16 protein-coding genes and 4 tRNA genes are annotated in these 21,343 nt (G+C 41.4%); 12 read left to right on the top strand and 8 right to left on the bottom strand.

From position 1 onward, the window contains the following. Positions 1–404 precede the first annotated feature (404 nt). The 3 genes from lldD to lldP are packed head-to-tail and all read right to left on the bottom strand — an operon-like array spanning position 405 to position 3,990. Positions 405–1,559, bottom strand: coding sequence for an FMN-dependent L-lactate dehydrogenase LldD (lldD, locus tag AC3CAU_RS07890; protein ID WP_447054221.1), 1,155 nt, complete (start codon positions 1,557–1,559; stop codon positions 405–407). 2 nt (positions 1,560–1,561) lie between these two features. After that, positions 1,562–2,305 (bottom strand): transcriptional regulator LldR, encoded by a 744-nt coding sequence (gene lldR / locus AC3CAU_RS07885; RefSeq protein ID WP_131213716.1) that lies wholly within the window; start codon positions 2,303–2,305, stop codon positions 1,562–1,564. Between the two features lie 20 nt (positions 2,306–2,325). Beyond that, entirely contained in the window at positions 2,326–3,990 is a 1,665-nt protein-coding gene (gene lldP / locus AC3CAU_RS07880; RefSeq protein WP_424622230.1) for an L-lactate permease, read from the bottom strand. A 772-nt stretch (positions 3,991–4,762) separates the two neighbouring features. Between lldP and argG the strand changes: the two genes are divergently transcribed. Further along, positions 4,763–6,106, top strand: a complete 1,344-nt coding sequence (gene argG / locus AC3CAU_RS07875) for an argininosuccinate synthase (RefSeq protein WP_131213720.1) — start codon at positions 4,763–4,765, stop codon at positions 6,104–6,106. A gap of 63 nt (positions 6,107–6,169) precedes the next feature. On the opposite strand, the gene AC3CAU_RS07870 is transcribed toward argG, so the two are convergent. Continuing rightward, positions 6,170–7,429 carry a GGDEF domain-containing protein gene (locus AC3CAU_RS07870; RefSeq protein ID WP_447054220.1) on the bottom strand — a complete coding sequence of 420 codons (1,260 nt, stop codon included), beginning with the start codon at positions 7,427–7,429 and terminating at the stop codon, positions 6,170–6,172. Between the two features lie 154 nt (positions 7,430–7,583). Between AC3CAU_RS07870 and pyrC the strand changes: the two genes are divergently transcribed. The 11 genes from pyrC (at position 7,584) to AC3CAU_RS07815 (ending at position 16,337) form a co-directional block, all read left to right on the top strand. Continuing rightward, positions 7,584–8,618 (top strand): dihydroorotase, encoded by a 1,035-nt coding sequence (gene pyrC, locus AC3CAU_RS07865; protein ID WP_131213724.1) that lies wholly within the window; start codon positions 7,584–7,586, stop codon positions 8,616–8,618. After that, a complete protein-coding gene (rnt, locus tag AC3CAU_RS07860) occupies positions 8,603–9,262 on the top strand; it encodes a ribonuclease T (protein ID WP_131213726.1) in 660 nt (219 codons plus the stop codon). Before pyrC ends, rnt begins: the two co-directional genes overlap by 16 nt. Positions 9,263–9,282: 20 nt before the next feature. Further along, positions 9,283–9,358 (top strand) — tRNA-Glu (locus AC3CAU_RS07855). A gap of 200 nt (positions 9,359–9,558) precedes the next feature. After that, positions 9,559–12,114 carry a TonB-dependent receptor plug domain-containing protein gene (locus tag AC3CAU_RS07850; protein WP_447054219.1) on the top strand — a complete coding sequence of 852 codons (2,556 nt, stop codon included), beginning with the start codon at positions 9,559–9,561 and terminating at the stop codon, positions 12,112–12,114. Positions 12,115–12,208: 94 nt separating this feature from the next. Then, positions 12,209–12,373: a hypothetical protein gene (locus AC3CAU_RS07845; RefSeq protein WP_424618886.1), complete on the top strand. Its 165-nt coding sequence runs from the start codon at positions 12,209–12,211 to the stop codon at positions 12,371–12,373. A gap of 257 nt (positions 12,374–12,630) precedes the next feature. After that, positions 12,631–12,706: transfer RNA gene (locus AC3CAU_RS07840), tRNA-Glu, on the top strand. Positions 12,707–12,817: 111 nt separating this feature from the next. Then, positions 12,818–14,236, top strand: a complete 1,419-nt coding sequence (locus AC3CAU_RS07835; protein WP_447054218.1) for an amino acid permease — start codon at positions 12,818–12,820, stop codon at positions 14,234–14,236. Between the two features lie 81 nt (positions 14,237–14,317). Next, the gene (locus AC3CAU_RS07830) at positions 14,318–15,202 is read left to right on the top strand and encodes a hypothetical protein (RefSeq protein ID WP_447054217.1); all 885 of its coding nucleotides are present in this window, start codon (positions 14,318–14,320) and stop codon (positions 15,200–15,202) included. 135 nt (positions 15,203–15,337) lie between these two features. Continuing rightward, a tRNA-Glu gene (locus AC3CAU_RS07825) sits at positions 15,338–15,413 on the top strand. 12 nt (positions 15,414–15,425) lie between these two features. Next, positions 15,426–15,501: transfer RNA gene (locus AC3CAU_RS07820), tRNA-Glu, on the top strand. Between the two features lie 128 nt (positions 15,502–15,629). Further along, on the top strand, positions 15,630–16,337 hold the full coding sequence (locus AC3CAU_RS07815) for a glutathione S-transferase N-terminal domain-containing protein (RefSeq protein WP_447054216.1): 708 nt from the start codon (positions 15,630–15,632) through the stop codon (positions 16,335–16,337). Between the two features lie 7 nt (positions 16,338–16,344). Here AC3CAU_RS07815 and AC3CAU_RS07810 read toward each other — a convergent pair whose 3' ends face one another. The 4 genes from AC3CAU_RS07810 to AC3CAU_RS07795 all read right to left on the bottom strand — a co-directional run bounded on the left by AC3CAU_RS07810 (position 16,345) and on the right by AC3CAU_RS07795 (position 21,331). Beyond that, positions 16,345–17,589, bottom strand: coding sequence for an NADH:flavin oxidoreductase/NADH oxidase family protein (locus AC3CAU_RS07810; protein ID WP_424619666.1), 1,245 nt, complete (start codon positions 17,587–17,589; stop codon positions 16,345–16,347). 100 nt (positions 17,590–17,689) lie between these two features. After that, positions 17,690–19,279, bottom strand: a complete 1,590-nt coding sequence (locus tag AC3CAU_RS07805; protein WP_447054368.1) for an ABC transporter ATP-binding protein — start codon at positions 19,277–19,279, stop codon at positions 17,690–17,692. Next, the gene (locus AC3CAU_RS07800; protein ID WP_131213736.1) at positions 19,254–20,267 is read right to left on the bottom strand and encodes an ABC transporter permease; all 1,014 of its coding nucleotides are present in this window, start codon (positions 20,265–20,267) and stop codon (positions 19,254–19,256) included. Before AC3CAU_RS07800 ends, AC3CAU_RS07805 begins: the two co-directional genes overlap by 26 nt. Beyond that, positions 20,267–21,331, bottom strand: a complete 1,065-nt coding sequence (locus tag AC3CAU_RS07795; protein ID WP_131213738.1) for a microcin C ABC transporter permease YejB — start codon at positions 21,329–21,331, stop codon at positions 20,267–20,269. Before AC3CAU_RS07795 ends, AC3CAU_RS07800 begins: the two co-directional genes overlap by 1 nt. Positions 21,332–21,343 lie beyond the last annotated feature (12 nt).

Genomic DNA, 21,343 nt, shown 5'->3' with positions numbered 1-21,343 from the left:
TAATATGCTTAAAAAATAACGTCATAACTAATATTTGATACGCGAAAAAGTCATCCGTTGCTGTTTGAGGCAGACTAAAATAGGAGCTTCAATGTTTCTGCGAGAGGTTCATTCATTTTGTTATTTGACGAGTTCAACGGATGACAAATGCCTTTGGTTACTTTGGGCGAAACCAAAGTAATAGCTGAGCTCCAAGTATTTGCTTTTTCATGATAAGACTCCGTCTAAACTCGTCTTGTTTGAATTTCTTATGTATAGGATTAACAGATACCTGGAGAAAAACTAAAAAAGCGGAGCCATTTTTCTGAAATTTAGAATTTATAAATTCTCAAAATCTCCCCTAGCCTCTCTTTAATAAAGAGAGGGAACTCATTCTTTTTTTAAAAAAGAGTTCGGATAGATCATCACTCAGCCAACTCTCTATTCAGCTTCACCAAACAATCTGACGTAATATCTTGAATCGTTCTAGCCCCGGTCAAAGTCATTGCTACACGCATTTCTTTGTCGATTAAATCCAGTAGATTAGAAACACCGGCTCCGCCTGCTGCACCTAAAGCATAAATAAAGGCACGACCGAGCATGCAAGTATCTGCACCCAAAGCCAGCATGCGCACCACATCTAAACCATTACGAATACCGGAATCGGCCAAAATTTTAATCTCGCCTTTGACTGCATCGGCAATCGGCGGTAGAGCGCGGACACTGGATAAAACGCCGTCCAGCTGACGTCCCCCATGATTCGACACCACAATCCCATCAGCACCAAAACGTACCGCATCCTTGGCATCTTCAGGATCTAAAATACCCTTGATGACCATGGGTCCATCCCAGTATTCCCGAATCCATTCCAGATCTTTCCATGAAATAGACGGATCGAAATTATTGCCTAACCAGCCGATATAATCTTCAAGTCCAGTCGGTTTACCCAAGTATTTTGAAATATTGCCCAAGTCATGCGGACGGCCATGCAATCCCACATCCCATGCCCATTGTGGATGCAATACCGATTGCAAATAACGGCGCATGGCGGCATTGGCGCCACTCATTCCAGAATGGGCATCGCGGTAGCGCGCACCTGGAACGGGCATATCTACCGTGAAGATTAAAGTTGAGCAACCTGCCGCTTTGGCACGCTCTAAGGCATTTTTCATAAACCCGCGGTCACGTAGCACATAGAGCTGAAACCACATTGGGCGCTGGATGGCCGGTGCCACTTCCTCAATCGGACAAACTGAAACTGTCGACAAAGTAAAAGGTATGCCTTTTTTATCTGCCGCGACCGCCGCCTGCACTTCACCGCGACGCGCGTACATCCCGGTCAATCCGACCGGCGATAAAGCGACAGGCATCGACAAGGTTTCATCAAACAATCTGGTTTCCAGACTTAAAGACGACATATCGTTCAGAACACGTTGTCTTAAGGCAATTTTGGATAAGTCTTCTACGTTACGCTTGAGTGTATATTCTGCATATGCACCCCCATCAATATAATGAAACAAGAAGGGTGGCAAGCGACGTCTAGCGGCTTCGCGGTAATCATTGGCAGAAGAAATAATCATGGTTAAATCCTATTTAATCGACTCGCACGCTGACGACGGGCATCTTCCTCATCAATCGAGCGTACTTGTTGAATAACAAACTCAATATGTCCACACACTGCCTGTCTGGCAGCTTCCGGATCTCGACGTTCAATCGCATCTATCACTTGTTGATGCTGTAAATGCAACTGATCAAAACGATGGGGTTCGGAATACACTTTCCGGCGTCCCAGCACCACGTTGAATTGCAACAAATCAAATAAGCCGCGCATCATCTGGATCAGCACCAAATTATGTGAAGCTTCGGCAATAGCAAGATGAAATCTGGCATCGGCCTGTGCTGCCTGATCATCATCACCGATGGCTTGAAAATGGCTAATCTGTGCATAGCAATCACGAATGTTTTGCAAGTCTTCGGGCGTGGCACGCTCTGCGGCATACCACGCTGTTCCCCCTTCCAAAATAGTTCGTGCTTCTTGCACATCAAAACGGTAAGCAGGATCTTGATCAATTAAATCACTTAAAGGCTGCACGATTTGATGTTGTGACCAATTGGTCGGCAATTGCTGCAAAAAAGTACCTGCTCCCACTTTACTCAGCAACATTCCTCGACTGGTCAGTTGCTGAATGGCTTCGCGTAAAGAGGAACGAGACACTCCCAGTTGTTCACATAATTTTCGTTCGGCAGGCAAACGGTCTCCAACTTGCATATTATTTTGTTCAATCAATATGCGCAGACTTTGTACGACTTTGTCGGAAACTTTCATTTGCTGTCCTCAATTGCGTGTTATGGAATCATCCACGGGAACACATAAGCTTGTAAGGTAATAATAATACCCATCATGATGGTAAAGACGATACTGTGTTTAACCGTAAAACGGAACAGATCAGATTCTTTACCCACAAGCCCTACCGCGGCACAGGCAATTGCAATGGATTGCGGTGAAATCATTTTTCCGGTGACTCCACCACTGGTATTTGCTGCAACCAATAAAACTTCAGGAACACCAATCTGTTGAGCTGTAGTGGCTTGCAGCGCTGCAAACAACGCATTTGCTGAAGTATCGGAACCGGTTAAGAACACCCCGATCCACCCTAGAAATGGCGAGAAGAAGGTAAAGGCTTGTCCGGTATGCGCAAGTGCCAATGCCAAAGTTGCCGACATGCCCGAATAATTGGCAATAAAAGCAAAGGCCAGCACCATGCCAATCGAATAAATCGGTGTTTTTAATTCATTGATGGTTTCACCAAAAGTCACTACAGCTTCTTTTGGCTTCATTTTCAGGAAAATAATGGTAATAAGTGCGGCAATAAAAATGGCTGTACCTGTGGCAGAAAGCCAGTCAAATTTATAGATGGCATCATAATCTTTTACTTCGGGTACCACAGGAGGCATTTTTTGCACCAGTTGATGCAAATAAGGCACTTTGATTGAAAAGACCAAATCGTGTAAAGCACCGTCTTTGGTGAACAAGTCTTTAAAAGGTTTGATGCTCCAAATGGTCACCATCGCGGTTAAAATCATGAATGGAGACCAAGCTTTGGTAATCTGTGCAAGACTGTATTGTTTTTGCTGATCGGCTTGTAAACTCACATCCAGATTGGCATCTTCATTGCTAAAACGGAAGATATGTTTCGGTTTCCAGAATTTAAGTAAAATCGTCAAGGTCACTAAAGATGCAATCGCTGCAGTAATATCCGGCAGTTCTGGACCAACAAAGTTAGACGTTAAATATTGTGCAATCGCAAAAGACCCCCCTCCCACAATCACAGCAGGCCAGGTTTCTTTAATACCGCGCCAGCCGTCCATAATTCCCATAATCCAGAACAACACGATTGGCACCATGAACGGTAACTGACGGCCCACCATCTGGCTGATTTCCATGGTATCCACGCCAGACACCTGCCCTGCGACAATAATCGGAATCCCCATTGCGCCAAAGGCAACAGGTGCGGTATTTACAATTAAACATAGACCCGCTGCATATAACGGTTTAAAGCCCAAGCCGACCAGCAAGGCCGCAGTAATGGCGACCGGTGCACCAAATCCTGCAGCACCTTCCAGGAAGGTACCAAAAGCAAAACCTACCAGCAGCATTTGTAAACGTTGATCTTCGGTAATGGATAAAATGGAAGAACGGATAATATTAAATTGGCCGGTTTTTACTGAAATTTTATATAAGAACACTGCTCCAATAATGATCCAGGCAATCGGCCACAAGCCGTAGAAAAAACCATAAATCATGGAGGCAAAAGCCATTGCAACAGGCATCTGATAAGCAAAAAGAGAAACCAACAGTGCTAGAACAACCGTAATTGTTCCCGCCACACTACCTTTTAACCGGAAAATCGCCAATGCGAGAAAGAAAAAGATAATTGGAATAAGGGCAATCGCGCTGGAAATCCAGATATTGCCCATAGGATCATAAATTTGTTGCCAAGATTGAAGCATTGTCTTCTCCTTGAAATGCTCACGGCTCTATTAGAATTGGTCTGATTATTTAAACGATTAACTCGTAATTGGTACGACCAATATTGAGTTAAATAAAAAAATAATTCATATTTCAGCAAATATACTAGTTTTTGTTTAATTAAAGATCAATAGCGGTCTGATTAAAATAATATTGGTCCTACCAATATTATCTAAATTTAAATAATAAATTAATTTTTCAAAACGCTCCTAAAACTACTTAAAAGAATTACTACCTTTGTTTTTACTTAAGTTTTTTGAATAAAGTTTTAATCTTTTTATATTTATGCAACTTTAGTCTAATCCTCTAATTTTTCACTTCTTACTGTATGTTTTTAATACTCAAGATTTCTTGCTTACCTCTTCACTAAGATTCTCAATCTCGATATAGATTAAATCGGCCGGTCATTTATTTTAACGGTTTGAAAGGAGTTGCAATTGAGTAAAGTAAAGTCTGGCTTAATCAATTTTTTTTATCTTTCTGTTCTGTCCCCCCAGAGTGGGTTGCTAAGCTCAAACGATTTACTTCATTAATTTATGGTTTAATTTATTTAAGTTAACTTACTTTCTATGTCCTTAAATCACCTGTTGATGATTTTTCACTATACTATCCGCTTAAAAAGTACAGATATTTTTTTTGATTGCTTATTTTTACGAAAAAAATTTCACCTAAAAGTGCTACAATTGAGGGAACTATAGATTCTCCTCGGCTACCAATTATCGTGGTGCCTATTTCATATCGTTAGGACTTACAATGACTGACAATGCAACTATCTTGCAGAATGTACCAGTAGGCAAAAAAGTCGGGATTGCCTTCTCTGGTGGCCTTGATACCTCAGCTGCTTTATTGTGGATGAAACAAAAAGGTGCTGAACCTTATGCTTATACAGCAAATTTGGGTCAGCCAGATGAAGAAGACTACGATGCGATTCCTAAAAAAGCTGAAGCTTATGGCGCAGTAAAAGCTCGTTTGGTTGACTGCCGTTTACAGCTTGCACTTGAAGGTATTGCTGCAATTCAGTGTGGCGCATTCCACATTAGTACGGGTGGTGTTCCTTATTTCAACACAACTCCATTGGGTCGTGCAGTAACAGGTACTATGCTTGTTACCGCAATGAAAGAAGACGACGTAAACATTTGGGGTGACGGTTCAACTTATAAAGGTAACGACATTGAACGTTTTTACCGTTATGGTTTGCTGACTAACCCGAACCTTAAAATCTATAAGCCTTGGTTAGACCAAACGTTTATTGACGAATTGGGTGGTCGTGCCGAAATGTCGCAATTCTTAATCGACAACGGTTTCGACTATAAAATGTCAAAAGAGAAAGCCTACTCAACTGATTCAAACATGTTGGGTGCAACTCACGAAGCCAAGGACCTCGAATACCTGAATGCCGGTATCAAAATCGTAGATCCAATTATGGGTGTTGCGTTCTGGAAAGATGATGTTGAGGTTAAACCTGAACTTGTATCTGTGACTTTCGAAGAAGGTACGCCAGTTGCATTGAATGGCCAACGTTTTGACAATCCGGTTGAATTGATTCTTGAAGCCAACCGTATCGGTGGTCGTCATGGTCTAGGCATGTCTGACCAGATCGAGAATCGTATCATCGAAGCAAAATCTCGCGGGATCTATGAAGCACCGGGGATGGCTCTTCTTCATATCACTTATGAACGCCTTGTAACGGGTATTCATAACGAAGATACCATTGAACAGTATCGTATTAACGGTTTACGTTTAGGTCGCCTGCTTTACCAAGGTCGTTGGTTCGACTCACAAGCATTAATGCTTCGTGAGACTTCTCAACGTTGGGTCGCTAAAGCAGTAACCGGTACAGTAACTTTAGAACTTCGTCGTGGTAATGACTTCACCATCATGAACACTGAATCTCCTAACCTCACTTATGAAGCTGAGCGTTTGACTATGGAGAAAGGTGATTCTATGTTTACGCCTATGGACCGTATTGGTCAGTTAACTATGCGTAATCTGGACATTACAGATACGCGTGCGAAACTCGGCATCTATACCAACGCAGGTCTTCTTGCTGTGGGGACAGGTTCTGCAGTACCTCAATTAAAAGACAAAAACAAATAAGTTTGTTTTATTTTAAAAAAACCGCCTACGTAGGCGGTTTTTTTATGCTTGAAGTTGGAGTCTTTAGGCGATATTTGTCGTACGAATAGATTGATAATAAATTTGGTTTCTTCCCAGTTGTTTAGCCCGATATAAAGCTTGATCGGCAATCTTGAGTAATTCTTCTTTACTAATCTCATTTTCTCCACGATAAACCGTAATCCCCAAACTAATTGTAATGTAGCTCGACACCAATGATTTAGCATGTGGAATTTCTAAACGCTCTATTGCTTTAAAAATATTCGATGCAACCGCATAGGCACCATGCGCATCTGTTTCAGGTAATAAAACCACAAACTCTTCACCACCATAACGTGCAACGAAATCCATATGCCGAATGGCATTTTTAATCGATTTGGCAATTGAAGAGATCACGTCATCGCCTTTTTGGTGGCCATAAAAATCGTTATAGTTTTTAAAGAAATCGACATCAATAAACAAAATAGATAAAGAAGTGTGATCAAGACGAGTTTGCTGATAAAAAACTTCCATCATTTCATCAAAAGTACGGCGATTCGAAATTTTGGTCAGTTCATCGTGCTGACTAAGATGCAGTAATTCTGAATTATGAATGCGGTGAATTTTTTCACTAATTTTAGCCCGCATTGAATATAAATAAATCATACGTTCACGTGCAAAGATCATATGACTAATGACATAACCCAGTACACAGCTTCCCGTGAGAATACGTCCCAATACCATCGCATCAAAATTGATATGCAGTCCTAAAAGCAGAACAATTGTAAATATGGCTGCCGACACACCGGTCAACAACATATGAAACGGTTTTACCCCGGTAAGAATATAACCAAGAATATAAATAATACATAATATAGCCATGGCCTGATGCTGGAGCACCACCGTTTCAACCGTTATGGTCAACCATGACATGGATACAATGGCCCAAAACTTGATTCCCATCGCAGCATGGGCAAAATATGGACGTACTTTAGGAAAATAAGCAAACCAAAATAGAACCAGCAAACATGCGCCACCATTCACCAGTCCTAACAGGCAGTGCATAAAATCATGGACAAAATATTGCTTGTCGATAATCCAGTAATCACTTGGAATCATGACCACTACGAAAAGAAAATAGATTAAAACACCACCCCAGAAATATTTTTCAACATGTTTACGCGCGCGTTCTAAATTTTTAGACCAAAATTCCTGTTCCAGTCTTTTTGGAAAAACTTGTCCTACACGGCGACTTTGCTGCGTAACCAGTTCTTCTACTTTTTCTTTATCGTACTGTAATTTCGCGAGATTATACTTGTATTCCATTTGCAAGCATTATGTATTTGTTTTTTAGTTACTTAAAAATAACACAATTTTATGATTTATATTTAAATATATATCGCCTTTTGTCTTTAATTGTCGTTACCATTTTCACACTTTATGGATTATCATTTGTTTTATTTGTCCGATTAAGATGACCTTGAATACAATCACTCTTCTCCAGCCAGATGATTGGCATGCTCACCTTCGTGATGGTCTTGCTTTAAAACGTACGGTTCCAGATTTAGCCAAACAGTTTGCGCGCGCAATTTGTATGCCAAACACTGTTCCTCCTGTGAAAACAGTGGAAGAAGCTAATGCTTATCGTGAACGAATTTTGGCCCATGTCCCTGAAGGCATCTCATTTGATCCACGTATGGTGCTTTACTTTACGGACTTCACTCAACCTAGCGAAGTTAAAAAAATTAAAGAATCTGAACATGTAAATGCCATTAAGCTATACCCTGCTGGTGCAACCACAAATTCAGACAATGGCGTAAGCGATATTCGTAAAGTCTATGCTGTAATTGAACAACTTGAAGAACATCAAGTTCCTTTACTGCTACATGGTGAAGTCACTCATCATCATGTCGATATTTTTGATCGTGAAAAACGCTTTCTGGATGAAGTTCTTTCTCCGCTATTAAAACAGTTCCCTAAGCTTAAACTTGTACTTGAACACATTACTACAAGTGAAGCTGCACATTTTGTACTTGAACAAGACCGCAATGTCGCAGCCACAATTACCCCTCAGCATTTATTGTTTAACCGTAATGATATGCTGGTAGGTGGTATAAAACCGCATTTTTATTGTTTGCCAATTTTAAAACGTCAAACCCATCAGCAAACTTTACTTGAAGTGGCGACCAGCTCGAATCCTAAATTTTTCTTGGGTACAGACAGTGCGCCGCATTCAAAAAATGCCAAAGAAAATGCATGTGGCTGCGCAGGTTGTTATAGTGCACCCACCGCAATTGAATTATATGCTCAAGCTTTTGACCAAGTGGGTAAAATTGAACGCTTGGAAGGTTTCGCCAGCCATTTTGGTGCTGACTTCTATGGTCTTCCGCGTAATACCAATACCATTACCCTAGTAAAAGAAGAGCAAGTTATTCCGACAAGTTTAGACTATTTGGATGGTGAAAAAATTATCCCACTATATGCGGGTAATACCATTCAATGGAGAAAAGTGTGACAGATGAAACCCAACCAATAATTGGTCAGCGTTTCCGTGGATTTTTACCTGTTGTTGTCGATGTCGAGACAGCAGGTTTTAACTCACAGACCGATGCCTTATTGGAAATTGCAGCAATTCCCATCATTTATAACGAAGAAGGTCAATTTGTGCCAGGCGAAGCCCATCACGCACATATTAATCCTTTTGAGGGGGCTAATTTAGACCGTCGTTCACTGGATTTTATTGGGGTTGATCCATTTAACCCGATGCGCATGGCTATGGCTGAAGATGAAAAAAATGCCTTAAAACGTATTTTTAAATCTGTAAATGAAGTTCGTCGCCAGCAGAATTGTACCCATGCGGTTTTAGTCGGTCATAATGCGCATTTCGATCTAGGTTTCTTACAGGCAGCAATTGCGCGTACTGGAACTAAAAATCAAAATCCATTTCACAGTTTTTCTGTATTCGATACCGTGACTTTAAGTGCAGTCATGTTTGGTCAAACCGTACTGGCAAAATCCTGTATTCACGCTGGAATTGAGTTTGATGGTAAGGAAGCACACTCTGCTTTATACGATACTCAAAAGACTGCTGAACTGTTTTGCTATATTTTGAACAAACTCGCACCTCACCTACTTGACACTCTGATGGCGGATCAATAAGATACCGCCATCTTCTATACGTCCCTATCGTCTAGAGGCCTAGGACATCGCCCTTTCACGGCGGTAACCGGGGTTCGAATCCCCGTAGGGACGCCATCTATTTATATCTCCTTTTAAATCCCCACTAAGCAAATTTCTATTGTTCAGCTTTTCCATGTTCTTAATTTCTCTATCCTCTTGATTATATTACTTTCTATTAAAATATATTATTGAAAATAATTCTCATTTCTATTGATTAAGTTGTTAAAGTTAATGATAATCTATCGCATTACGATTTACATAATTTTCCAATAAATATGCGTTTTGCTTACTCCCCTCTTAGCTTTGCTATATTAACTGCGCTGAGTACTTCTATTTACGCTAATGATCTTTCACAGGCTGCAACATCTGCATCAATTGATTCACCTATTCCTCTTACCCCCATTGTGATGCAGGCAGAAAAAACTGTTGTCCTAGGAACCATCCGCTATACAAAAGAAGATCTAGAAAAAACACCGAATAGCTCAAAAAATATCACTGATTTTTTAAAGGTCAATCCGAATGTACAATTCTCAAATGACCATTTAGCAGCCAGCACACAAGCGGATTTAAAACCCGCCGAACTTTCAATTCATGGCGCACAGTCTTTTCAGAATAAATTTATCATCAATGGTGTAAGTAATACTAATATTTTGGATCCACAAGGCAATGGCAACTCCTATACGGGACAGCTTGCTTCGGGTTCTCAAGGTGTTGCCATCAATACAGACTTATTGTGTAATTTAGACGTATTGGACAGTAACGTCAGCGCAAAATATGGTAGTTTTACCGGCGGCGTGATCAGTGCTGATACCTGTGCACCTGATACGGAAATTGGTAAAATCCACGGCAGCATTAGCTACGACTATACGGAAAGCGATTGGTCCCGCTATCACCTAAAAACAGATGCAGATAAAGACCTATTTGAAGACGAAACCACTCAGGCCAACCAAAACGAATATACCCGCCAAGGTATTAGTGCCAACATGTACAGCAAATTGTCTGAACAATGGGGCATCAATTTATACGGCTCAGAGCGCCGCTCTGTCATTCCGGTAGCCAGCGGTTTTGATACCCCAGCACACATTGAGCAAAAAAAGCACAATAGCAATATTGGCGCGACTGCCTTCTATACCCCGAATGACGAAATGAAGGGCAAATTCGGCTTTACCCTCGGCGACCTTGAAGACAATAACTATACAGCATCGCGCCGCAATTCAAAAAATACGGTAACCAATGATTCGTTAATGATCTTCGGTGAACTCAATCAGCAAACCGACTGGGCTAAACTCAAACACAAATTGAATTATCAAAAAATTGATAATGTCCGTGATTGGTTAGACGATGAAGGTAAAGTTTGGCTGTATGCTGAAGGCAGCAAGGACTGGCAAGATACAGATAAGGTAAAAGAAGGTTCACTAGGGACAGATATCCGCTTAAAACAAGAATCCTTCAATTATGAATTTGACGCTATATTCAATCATTTTAAATGGGGTCAAAGCGTACATCAAATTTCAGCCGGTGCAGGCTATCAGCGTGATGACGTCTCTTGGTCACGTCCAAATACTGCATCTTTGTATGTAGCAACTACCCACTCAACCAATCCCAATCTAGTAACGCTCAAAAATTTAAATGGCGAAAAATGCGCTGCTGGTGACCGCCTTTGTGATGAAGCCGTGACCGCACCTTTCACCTATAAAGATCAAGAATATACTTATAATGGTCAATATTATGTGAGTGGAACGCTACATGAGGCAGGCACTTTTGATGGTATCTATGAGCAGTCTTTTCTATATGTAGAAGATGAGATTAATTGGAATAAATTTAAAGCCCGTCTTGGCGTTCGTGCTGATTACGACGGCGCCAACAATAACTTAAATTTTGCACCGCGCAGCAGCTTTAGCTACAAACCGTTTACTAACGATGCATTGACGCTGACGACAGGCTGGAATCGCTATTATAGCGCGCCCACCTACAATACCGACCTTCAGCGTGAAATCGCAGGCTTAAGTTATACCATTAAACGTGCAGATCAAAATTCAGAATGGGTCAAATCACCAAATGTGACTTATAACAGCACACGCAAAACAGATTTAGATATGCCTTATGCTGATGAATTTATCCTTGGCTTAAACAGCCAATTTAAAAATACCAATGTGATACTTAAATGGGTAAATCGCGAATATAAAGATGAAATCACCCGTAACCGTACCGATATCCCTTTAGATTCAACCTACAAATATTCATATGAATATGGCAATGATGGTTATGGCAGTGCAGACACCTATGCGCTGAGCATAAATATGGTCAACCCACTGAATTTCAAAGGGAGTTGGCATCAATTTGGTCTTGCTTTAGATTACAATAAACGTGTCCGTGGCACACCAGACTATACGGAGAATACCATTGATACAGACATGACTAAGCTGGTGTCATATGATGGTAAAATCATGCAGTATGCAGACCGCCCCGCCTCTAACTTCAATCAACCCTTTGCTGCTCGCCTGAATTGGGATATTGGCTTTAATGCACTACCGTTAAAAATCTACCACTTTTTTAGCTACAAAAATGAATACAATCAAGCTATTAGTTCAACCAATAAAGTCGAATATGAAGGTGTGAAGCTGGACACCTATGTGGTGGAAAAAATTAAACCGCGTTTCTCTTGGGATATGCGTACAACCTATGATTGGAAAATTGGTAAAGATTACGATGCGATTTTTGGCCTGAACATCAACAATCTGACCAACCGCAACAATCAATTTGTCTACAATAGCAAACTCTACTCAGAAATCGGTCGTCGTTTTATTGCCGATATTACTTTTAAATTCTAATTTTATCAGTTTAACTCCTGAGCACTACGGTGCTCTTTTTTTATAGCAGCTTGCATGCTAACGTTACCGCTTCTAAATGAAGGTTATGCCCAGTATGTTGAAAAAAGTTTTTATTGTTTTAATGATTTTGCTGCCTTCGGCTGTATATTTATATCTCGCCAGCAAAGATGCAGAGCATGCTAGTGAATCCTCCTCTGCCACGCCTAAACAAATACCTGCACAAGAACAATCACAAAAATATCAAACCCCGGACCACTAATGCATAATTTTAACAACCTGCCTTACTGTAAAGGGTAATTTATCGGTTTTATAGCTCTTAACTTCATCCTTTTTTAAATGTAAATATATTTTAATGGCAAGAAAATATTCAGACCATTTTCAAATTGAATTGTTTATCGTGCAATTTACTTTTTAAATTGTCATTTTTTATGCAAGTAATTCAATATTTAAAAAATAATCCAATTCCAGGTTTGACAGCCCCATTAAAAATCCATAATATACGCATCACCTCCTAACGACCCTATCGTCTAGAGGCCTAGGACATCGCCCTTTCACGGCGGTAACCGGGGTTCGAATCCCCGTAGGGTCGCCATATATCGTGCTATACGATCATTCAAGCTTCAATACTTCTCATTATTACATTGCAGATTTGTAGTTTTTCACTACAATAGCTCGCTTCATTTGTCTTTTTTGTTTTTCTCTTATGCAGTCATCTCATACTCCGAATGATGCTTCGCATCAGGGCAATTCTGCGCCTTTAAAACGCGCTATGAGTACTCGACATCTGGTCATGATTTCGCTTGGTGGCGCAATCGGAACAGGTTTGTTTTTAGGTTCGGGTGAAGTCATTGCACAAACGGGGCCTGTAGGTGCAATCATCTCCTATGTATTGGGCGGTTTAATTGCCTACGCTGTTATGCTTTGCTTAGGCGAGCTTGCGGTACATATGCCCGAATCGGGTTCTTTTGGTACATATGCACGAAATTATATTGGTCCAGGTACCGGGTATACCGTAACTTGGCTTTACTGGTTAACTTGGGCAGCGACGCTCGGTACAGAATTTACTGCTGCTGCATTGCTGATGCAGGAGTGGTTTCCTCATGTATCGGTCTGGTTATGGACCATTATTTTTGCTGCGGTGGTTTTCGGCTTAAATATGAGTTCAACCCGCTGGTTTGCCGAATCCGAATTTTGGTTATCTTTAGTTAAAGTATTGACTGTTATTGCCTTTATTTTACTGGGACTATTGGCTATTTTTGGCATTTTAAACTTTAATGGTTATGAGTCTGCTCCCTTGTTTAGCAACTTAACCGCTCAAGGTTGGTTCCCACAAGGCGTGTTCCCTATTTTTGCAACCATGCTGATTGTCAATTTTGCCTTCTCTGGTACTGAATTGATTGGTGTGGCTGCAGGTGAAACCAAAGATCCAGCCAAGAATGTCCCTAAAGCCATCAATGCAGCTATTTGGCGTTTATTGATTTTCTTTGTCGGTACCATCGTGGTAATCAGTGCGCTGTTACCGCATCAAATGGCCGGCCTAAATGCCGAAGGCGTCAGTAGCAGTCCCTTTGTTACTGTATTTACCCATATCGGTATTCCATACGCTGAAGACATTATTCGTTTTGTGATTATCACGGCATTATTGTCTGCGGCAAATTCGGGTTTATTTGCTGCATCACGTATGATGTGGTCGTTATCTGATAAAAAACAATTACCTGCGGTTTTCTCTAAAGTGAATCATCGCGGTATTCCCTTTGTGGCCGTAGTGGTCACCATGCTGGGTGCCTTACCTGGTTTATTGTCTGAACAATTTGCCCCAGAGACTATCTTTAAGAATTTACTGGGTGTTGCAGCATTCACGATGGTGATTGTATGGATGAGTATCTGTTTAAGCCAGTTCAATTTCCGTCGTCAGTGGTATAAACAGGGTCACAGCGCAAAAGACTTAGGTTTTGCTGCGCCATTGTTTCCTATTGTGCCCATTTTAGGTTTTGTGTTCTGTTTTATCACGGCAATAAGTATGGCATTCGACCCTGAAATGCTGCCTGGCTTTATTGGGTGCCTGCTCTTCATTGCAGCTTGTTATCTCAGTTACTATGTTTTCTACCGAAAGCAAAACTAACACAGAAAAAGAGTGGTCAAGTACCACTCTTTTTTTTAAGCTAAATAAAGATAATAACTTCTATAAAAAACATGAGCCGGTATGAAAATCATTTTTATTCACGGTATGAACCAACAAAATTATGATGAAAAGTCATTAAAAAAACACTGGTTAAATGTATTTCAAATCGGTTTAAACCATTCCGGGTACGATATTGATGTTAATTCACTGGAAATCAAGCTGCCCTTTTATGGTGATTTACTCAGCAAGCATCACTTGTATAACACTCTGGATTTAGACACATTTTTACCCAAATCAATTTCACATCTGCATCTCCCCTTTCACTTAGGCCACAATACCTGTATTGATCAAGAACATAGACCTTGCGTCACATCTTTACCCACTTTTAATCCAAATCATTCTGAAACGCTTACCCAACGTTTATCCGTCATTTCTGCGCTCACCAAAGACCATGCTTTCCGGGAACTGTCCTTGTTTCTTAATCATTATCCCAAACTGCATGAAACACTGATTCATAAATTTTTAATTGAAACTTATCTGTATTTATCTAATCCAGATTTTATGCATGAGGTACATCACAGGATTATGTCGCATCTTGTTCCCAACAAAGATCATATTATCGTGGCCCACTCACTAGGTTCTGTGATTGCTTACAACCTCCTCCATCGATTCAAAAGCTTTAGATTACAGCGTTTTATTACTCTGGGATCACCGCTCGCCTTTAAAGTGGTTCAAGCCAAACTGGTTGTACCGATTTCCCGACCGCCTCAACTGCAGGGCGACTGGTTTAATTTTTATTCACCTGAAGACTTTTTAACAGCCTTCCCCCTCTCTGAAGCCCCTTTTAATTTCGACCCCCCGATTATTAATCAGGCAATTATGACACTGATCAATAATCCACATAATATTAGCGGCTACTTGCAGCATTCTGATGTGATTAAAAGCATTGTTGAGGCCTTAAACTGAAAAAACACGGCATTTCAGCGTATATTTCACCTATTTGTTTTATTTTTATTCACTTGATTCAGTTTTTAAAGATTATCCCGGAAAAAGGTTTGACAGGGTATCGTATCCACCCTATTATACGCCCACCTCTGAAACGTCCCCATCGTCTAGAGGCCTAGGACATCGCCCTTTCACGGCGGTAACCGGGGTTCGAATCCCCGTGGGGACGCCAATTCATATAGATGACCCTATCGTCTAGAGGCCTAGGACATCGCCCTTTCACGGCGGTAACCGGGGTTCGAATCCCCGTAGGGTCGCCATATTCGAGATTGAAAAATCTCAAAAAAAGCCTGAGCATAATGACTCAGGCTTTTTTTTAAATATTCTTAAATTTAGTATTGCTTTCTGCTTTATAATTTCAAGACAGTAAAATAATAAATTTAACCTTATGTATATTCGTTTGTTCCACAAAACCAATTCACGTTCTCAACGCATCCTCTGGTTATTAGAAGAATTGCAGCTTGATTATGAAGTGGTCTTTTGTGATGCCAATATCCCGACTCAAGAATTAGCACCCCTCCAAAGCAATCATCCACCCATCAAATTTCCGACTGTACAAATTTTTCATGATGATTTGACAGAGGTCATTACACTGTCTGAAACAGCTGCAATTGCCGATTACTTAAGTCATCAATTGAATGCTTTAGGTATATCCCTGCTCTCAGGCCAAGAAGCACATTTATATTTTTACTGGAAAAATTTTGCTGAAGCGACTTTTATACCCGATTTAGCCCTGAAACAGATTTTTGCTCAAATTGTAGCAAGAACCCCTCTCCCCGTGAGACTGGTCAGTAAGTTTCTAAAGTTTGGCTTTGATCGAGGTTATTTAAATCACGCATTGCAGCAGCATTTGTTGATGATAAATGAACATTTAAAAAGTCACCCATATTTAGCCGGTAATCATTTCAGCATTGCCGATCTTTTATTATGGTTTCCACTATTGGCTTGTACCCAAGCCAGTACAGAATTTTCATCCCTGCAAAATATTCAGTGCTATCTGCAACAAATCCAAAGCAGACCCGCCTTTCATAGCGCGATAAAGAAAGGTCAATGGTCTGCTGTAGAGTTTAAATCTTATTGGTCAAAAGCGTGGTAATCCAAACTTAAGCACTGCGACGTGAGTTGACTCGCCCTTTAATCATGGCCGTAATATTACCTTTAGCATATTTAAAGAAAACTTTCAGTGGCGAGAGTTTTGGATTCGGACGTTTGCCTCGTGCGATCTCTTTAAACTGTGCGGCATACCAGATAATTTCCATGATTGCCATTTTATCGACCATTGGAATACCCGTTTTGATTTTATCCACCGCATAACGAACATCCTCTCCAGCAATCAGACGATTGGTTAAATCAGTTTCGACCGCCAACGGACGCGCAATTCCAATAAAATCGCATGCACCACTATCCAGTGCAGCATTCATCCCTTCTACCGTACGAAAGCCACCAGTCACCATCAAATGGCATTTTACTTGCTGACGAATCTGCTCCGCAAAATCGAGGAAATAGGCTTCACGAGCAATGGTGCTAATTTTACGTTTATCTGCTTTAGCTCCAGCCATTGCTGGTGCTTCATAAGTTCCACCAGAAATTTCGATCAGATCGATTCCCGCTGTATCAATCGCTTTAAAGACTGCAATTACTTCATCTTCAGTAATGCCACCCCGTTGGAAATCCGCTGAATTCAATTTTACAGAAATGATAAATCGATCCGAAGTGACTGCTCGTACTGCTTTATAAATTTCCAACAGGAAGCGCATGCGATTTTCAATCGAACCACCCCATTGATCCTGACGCTTGTTGGTCAATGGCGATAAAAACTGGCTGATCAGATAACCATGTGCACCATGTAACTGTACACCTTCAAAGCCAGCTTTCTCGCAAATTTGAGCAGAGGTGGCAAAACGTTGAATAATATCGAGGATTTCCTCTTCAAGTAATTCACGCGGTGTACCAAACGTGGTCGCAAGCATTGGGCTAAAAGGCACAGCCGATGGCGCCACGGTTTCTTTATTTAAACCTTTAGGGCACTGACGGCCTGGATGGGACAACTGGATCAGTTGCACCATGCCATGTTGTTTACCGATCTCTGCCCATTGCTTCAGCTGAACCAAATCACGATCTGACTCAATTACCACCACGCCCGGTTCGTTTTTGGCACGGAAGTCCACCATCACATTACCGGTAATTGCACAACCCAGACCACCTTTTGCCCAGGCTTCATACAAACCCAAATGCAACTGACCCGGCTGACCTGCATCATTTGCCAAGGCTTCACTCATCGCACCTTTAATAATGCGATTTTTAAAGGGAGTATTTCGAATACTGATTGCTTCGGCAAGATGGCTCATATTCATATCCTGATTTATTTGTATTTATATAGAGCTAAGACTCTAAACTGATTATGCAATCCGTCAAGAGCAATTCTGACAATATGACTTGTCAGTAATTTTAAACATACTGGCTTGCTTCAATCAATTGACGGGTATATTCAGTTTTTGGATTTAAAAATAATTGTTCTGTACTTTGAAATTCCATTACTTGGGCATGACGCAGCACCAACACTTTTTGACACAATGCTTTCACCACCTGTAAATCATGGCTGATAAATAAATAACTGATCTGGTGCTCTTGCTGTAAACGTCTGAGCAATTTCACGATTGCACGCTGAGTGGTGCGATCCAGTGCCGAGGTCGGTTCATCCAGTATCAGTAACTTCGGTCGTAATACCAATGCACGCGCCAAGGCTACACGCTGACGCTGTCCGCCTGACAATTCATGTGGATAACGCGTTCTAAAATTGATGGGTAATTCCACTTTTTCCAAAGCTTCATCAATCCGCTGCGATATTTCTGTGGCTGACAGTTTTTTTAACCCCAACCCCTCGCCAATGGTTTGCTCGACATTCAGCCGCGGATTTAAACTGCTAAATGGGTCTTGAAACACAATCTGAAACTCGGCACGCAATGGTCGTAACTGCTTTTCATTACACTGATTTAAATCTGTGCCAAGCAGAACGATTTCACCATCACTTTTAATTAAACGCGTAATCGCCAAAGCCAGCGAACTTTTACCCGAACCACTTTCGCCGACAATGCCAATTGACTCACCCTGTGCCAACTGCAAATCTAGGGGTTCAACTGCAACAAAGTATTCTTTGACCCGGTTCAGCAATCCTTGCTTAATCGGAAACTTTACCGCGACATTGTGTAAAGCCAAGATATTGGGACTGTCTGCAATTTGAATTGCTTCGCCAAAATCATGATTCAGCAAATCTCGGGTATAGGCCTGTTTCGGGTTTTTAAAGATTTCCGCAACGCTGCCCTGTTCTTCTACTACGCCTTTATTCATTACAATCACTTGGTCAGCATAGCGACGTACCAGATTTAGGTCATGGCTAATTAAGATCATCGCCATATTGCGGCTTTGCTGTAATGATTTAAGCAGATGTAATATTTGCGCCTGTAAAGTGACATCTAAAGCGGTGGTGGGCTCATCAGCAATCAGAATATCCGGATCTAAGGCCAATGCCATGGCAATCATCACCCGTTGCCGCTGCCCACCGGAAAGTTCATGCGGATAACGGCGTAATTTCTCTTCAGGCTGGCTAATTCCGACATCATTCAGCAATTCAATAATACGTGCCTGAGTCTTCTGCTTTGACCAGCCTTGCAGCAACAAAGTTTCACCAATAATTTTTTCTACCCGATGCAACGGATTTAAAGCCGTCATCGGTTCCTGAAAAATCATGGCAATTTTATGGCCACGAATTTGTCTCAGCTGTTCAGTTTTAAGGGTCAGCAAATCCTGTTGGCCTAGTCTAGCCTGACCTTTTATTTTTAAGGTGCTCGGTAAAAGCCCCAACACAGCCATACTACTAATTGACTTACCGGAACCACTTTCACCGACAATGGCAATGGTTTCACCTGCATGCAGCTGAAAATTCAGGTTATCCACCAAAACCTGCTGTTGATGCTGAATATTAAGATGCGCTACAGTTAAGAGCGCTTGCGGATTATTGGCGTCTTGGATCGAATGCATCACGTGTCGCTTCCCCAATATAAATTAATAAAGATAGGACAATTGCCAAGGTAAAGAAGCCCGATAGTGCCAACCACGGTGCATTCAAATTGGATTTACCTTGTAATAATAATTCACCTAAAGATGCCGCATCCGGTGGCAAGCCGTAGCCTAAAAAGTCTAAGGCGGTCAAAGCAGTAATATTGGCCGTTAACATAAACGGTAACTGCGACAAACTCGAACTCATGGCATTCGGCAAGATATGACGCAGCATAATGGTTCGGTCTTCCACACCCAGACTGCGTGCGGCCCGGACATAATCCAGATTACGTGCCTTTAAAAATTCAGCACGAACCAGTCCCACCAAAGTGGTCCAGCCGAATAACAGCATAATCAGAAACAGCCAGTACACATTCGGAGTAAACATGCTGACCAGAATCATCACCATGAATAGCATCGGTAAACCGCCCCACACTTCCAGAATGCGCTGACCAAGCAGATCAATCCATCCACCATAATAGCCCTGAATGGCGCCAACGGCGATTCCGAGAATGGCTGAAGCAATGGTCAAAGCAAAACCAAACAGCAGCGACACACGCAAACCATAGAGTATCCGCGCCAATACATCACGCCCTTGGTCATCCGTGCCTAACCAGTTTTGGGAAGTCGGTGCAGAGGGTACCGGAACCGCCAGTTCCAGATTAGGTGTTTGGTAAGAGTATTTAATCAGCGGCCAGACTGCCCAGCCTTTCTCGTTAATGAGTTGCTGTACCACTGGATCTTTATAATCGGCTTCGGTTTCAAAGACACCGCCAAAGGTAGTTTCCGGATAGGATTTTAAAACCGGCACATAAAGTGAATGATCATATTTCACTAACAGCGGTTTATCGTTGGCAATTAATTCAGAAGCCAGCGACAATACAAAAATGACCGTGAAAACAATTAAACAGGCAAAACCAAGTTGATTTTCCTTAAATCGTTTCAGGCGCGCATGCATTAAAGGCGACATTATTCTGCACCTCGCGAATCAAAATTAATACGCGGGTCAATCACCTGATATAGCACATCACTAATTAAACGCAGAATCAAACCCAGCAAGGTAAACAGGAACAAGGTTCCAAAAATCACTGGATAATCACGCTGTTGAATGGCTTCAAAACCGAGCAAGCCCAAACCATCCAAATTAAAGATGATTTCAATAAACAAGTTGCCGACAAAGAAAATACCAATCAGCGCTTCCGGTAAGCCCGCAATTACAATCAACATCGCATTACGGAATACGTGACCGTATAATACCCTTGATTCGGTTAAACCTTTAGAGCGCGCCGCCAAGACATATTGTTTATTTAATTCTTCCATAAACGAATATTTGGTTAAATAGGTGAGGCTGGCAAAACCACCGATCACCATCGCCAGCAAAGGCAAAGTCATATGCCAGAAATAATCTTTAATTTTTCCCAATACGCTCAGTTCACTAAAATTTTCTGAAACCAGTCCCTGTAATGGGAACCACTGAAAATAGGAACCACCCGCAAAAAACACGATTAGCAAAACCGCAAAGACAAAAGAAGGCACCGCATAGCCAACAGCCAACAACATGGAAGTAGATTTATCAAACAGCATGCCATGTTGGCGGGCTTTTTTAATACCTAAAGGAATCGAGACCAGATAAATCAGCAAAGTGCTCCATAATCCTAATGATAAGGACACCGGCATTTTTTCCCAGAGCAGTTGGGTCACCGGCTTATCTTTAAAAAAACTGGTGCCAAAATCGAAAGTGACATAACTTTTCAGCATCATCCAGAAGCGTTCAGGTGCAGGCTGATCAAAACCATATTGCGCTTTAATCTTCCCGACCATTTCTTCACTCAAGCCTTTTGCACCCTGATAATTGCTTTTGGTCGCAGCGGTTTCACCACCAGTCGCACCTAGCCCCTGAAAAGCTTCTGCTTGTTGAATGGCTTGCTCAACCGGACCTCCTGGTGCAATTTGAATCACCACAAAGTTAATCAATAAAATGAAAAACAGTGTCGGAATAATCAGCAGCAGTCTTTTTAATATATATATGCCCATCGAAACGACGTT

The sequence above is a fragment of the Acinetobacter sp. GG23 genome (genome assembly GCF_057766365.1).
This window is presented reverse-complemented; position numbering and strand designations above follow the sequence as displayed.

Excerpts from the sequence above, each read along its gene's own strand:
- lldD (WP_447054221.1), bottom strand. The coding sequence starts at position 1,559 with ATGATTATTTCTTCTGCCAATGATTACCGCGAAGCCGCTAGACGTCGC.
- lldR (WP_131213716.1), bottom strand. The coding sequence starts at position 2,305 with ATGAAAGTTTCCGACAAAGTCGTACAAAGTCTGCGCATATTGATTGAA.
- lldP (WP_424622230.1), bottom strand. The coding sequence starts at position 3,990 with ATGCTTCAATCTTGGCAACAAATTTATGATCCTATGGGCAATATCTGG.
- argG (WP_131213720.1), top strand. The coding sequence starts at position 4,763 with ATGACTGACAATGCAACTATCTTGCAGAATGTACCAGTAGGCAAAAAA.
- AC3CAU_RS07870 (WP_447054220.1), bottom strand. The coding sequence starts at position 7,429 with ATGGAATACAAGTATAATCTCGCGAAATTACAGTACGATAAAGAAAAA.
- rnt (WP_131213726.1), top strand. The coding sequence starts at position 8,603 with ATGGAGAAAAGTGTGACAGATGAAACCCAACCAATAATTGGTCAGCGT.
- AC3CAU_RS07850 (WP_447054219.1), top strand. The coding sequence starts at position 9,559 with ATGCGTTTTGCTTACTCCCCTCTTAGCTTTGCTATATTAACTGCGCTG.
- AC3CAU_RS07845 (WP_424618886.1), top strand. The coding sequence starts at position 12,209 with ATGTTGAAAAAAGTTTTTATTGTTTTAATGATTTTGCTGCCTTCGGCT.
- AC3CAU_RS07835 (WP_447054218.1), top strand. The coding sequence starts at position 12,818 with ATGCAGTCATCTCATACTCCGAATGATGCTTCGCATCAGGGCAATTCT.
- AC3CAU_RS07830 (WP_447054217.1), top strand. The coding sequence starts at position 14,318 with ATGAAAATCATTTTTATTCACGGTATGAACCAACAAAATTATGATGAA.
- AC3CAU_RS07815 (WP_447054216.1), top strand. The coding sequence starts at position 15,630 with ATGTATATTCGTTTGTTCCACAAAACCAATTCACGTTCTCAACGCATC.
- AC3CAU_RS07810 (WP_424619666.1), bottom strand. The coding sequence starts at position 17,589 with ATGAGCCATCTTGCCGAAGCAATCAGTATTCGAAATACTCCCTTTAAA.
- AC3CAU_RS07805 (WP_447054368.1), bottom strand. The coding sequence starts at position 19,279 with ATGCATTCGATCCAAGACGCCAATAATCCGCAAGCGCTCTTAACTGTA.
- AC3CAU_RS07800 (WP_131213736.1), bottom strand. The coding sequence starts at position 20,267 with ATGTCGCCTTTAATGCATGCGCGCCTGAAACGATTTAAGGAAAATCAA.
- AC3CAU_RS07795 (WP_131213738.1), bottom strand. The coding sequence starts at position 21,331 with ATGGGCATATATATATTAAAAAGACTGCTGCTGATTATTCCGACACTG.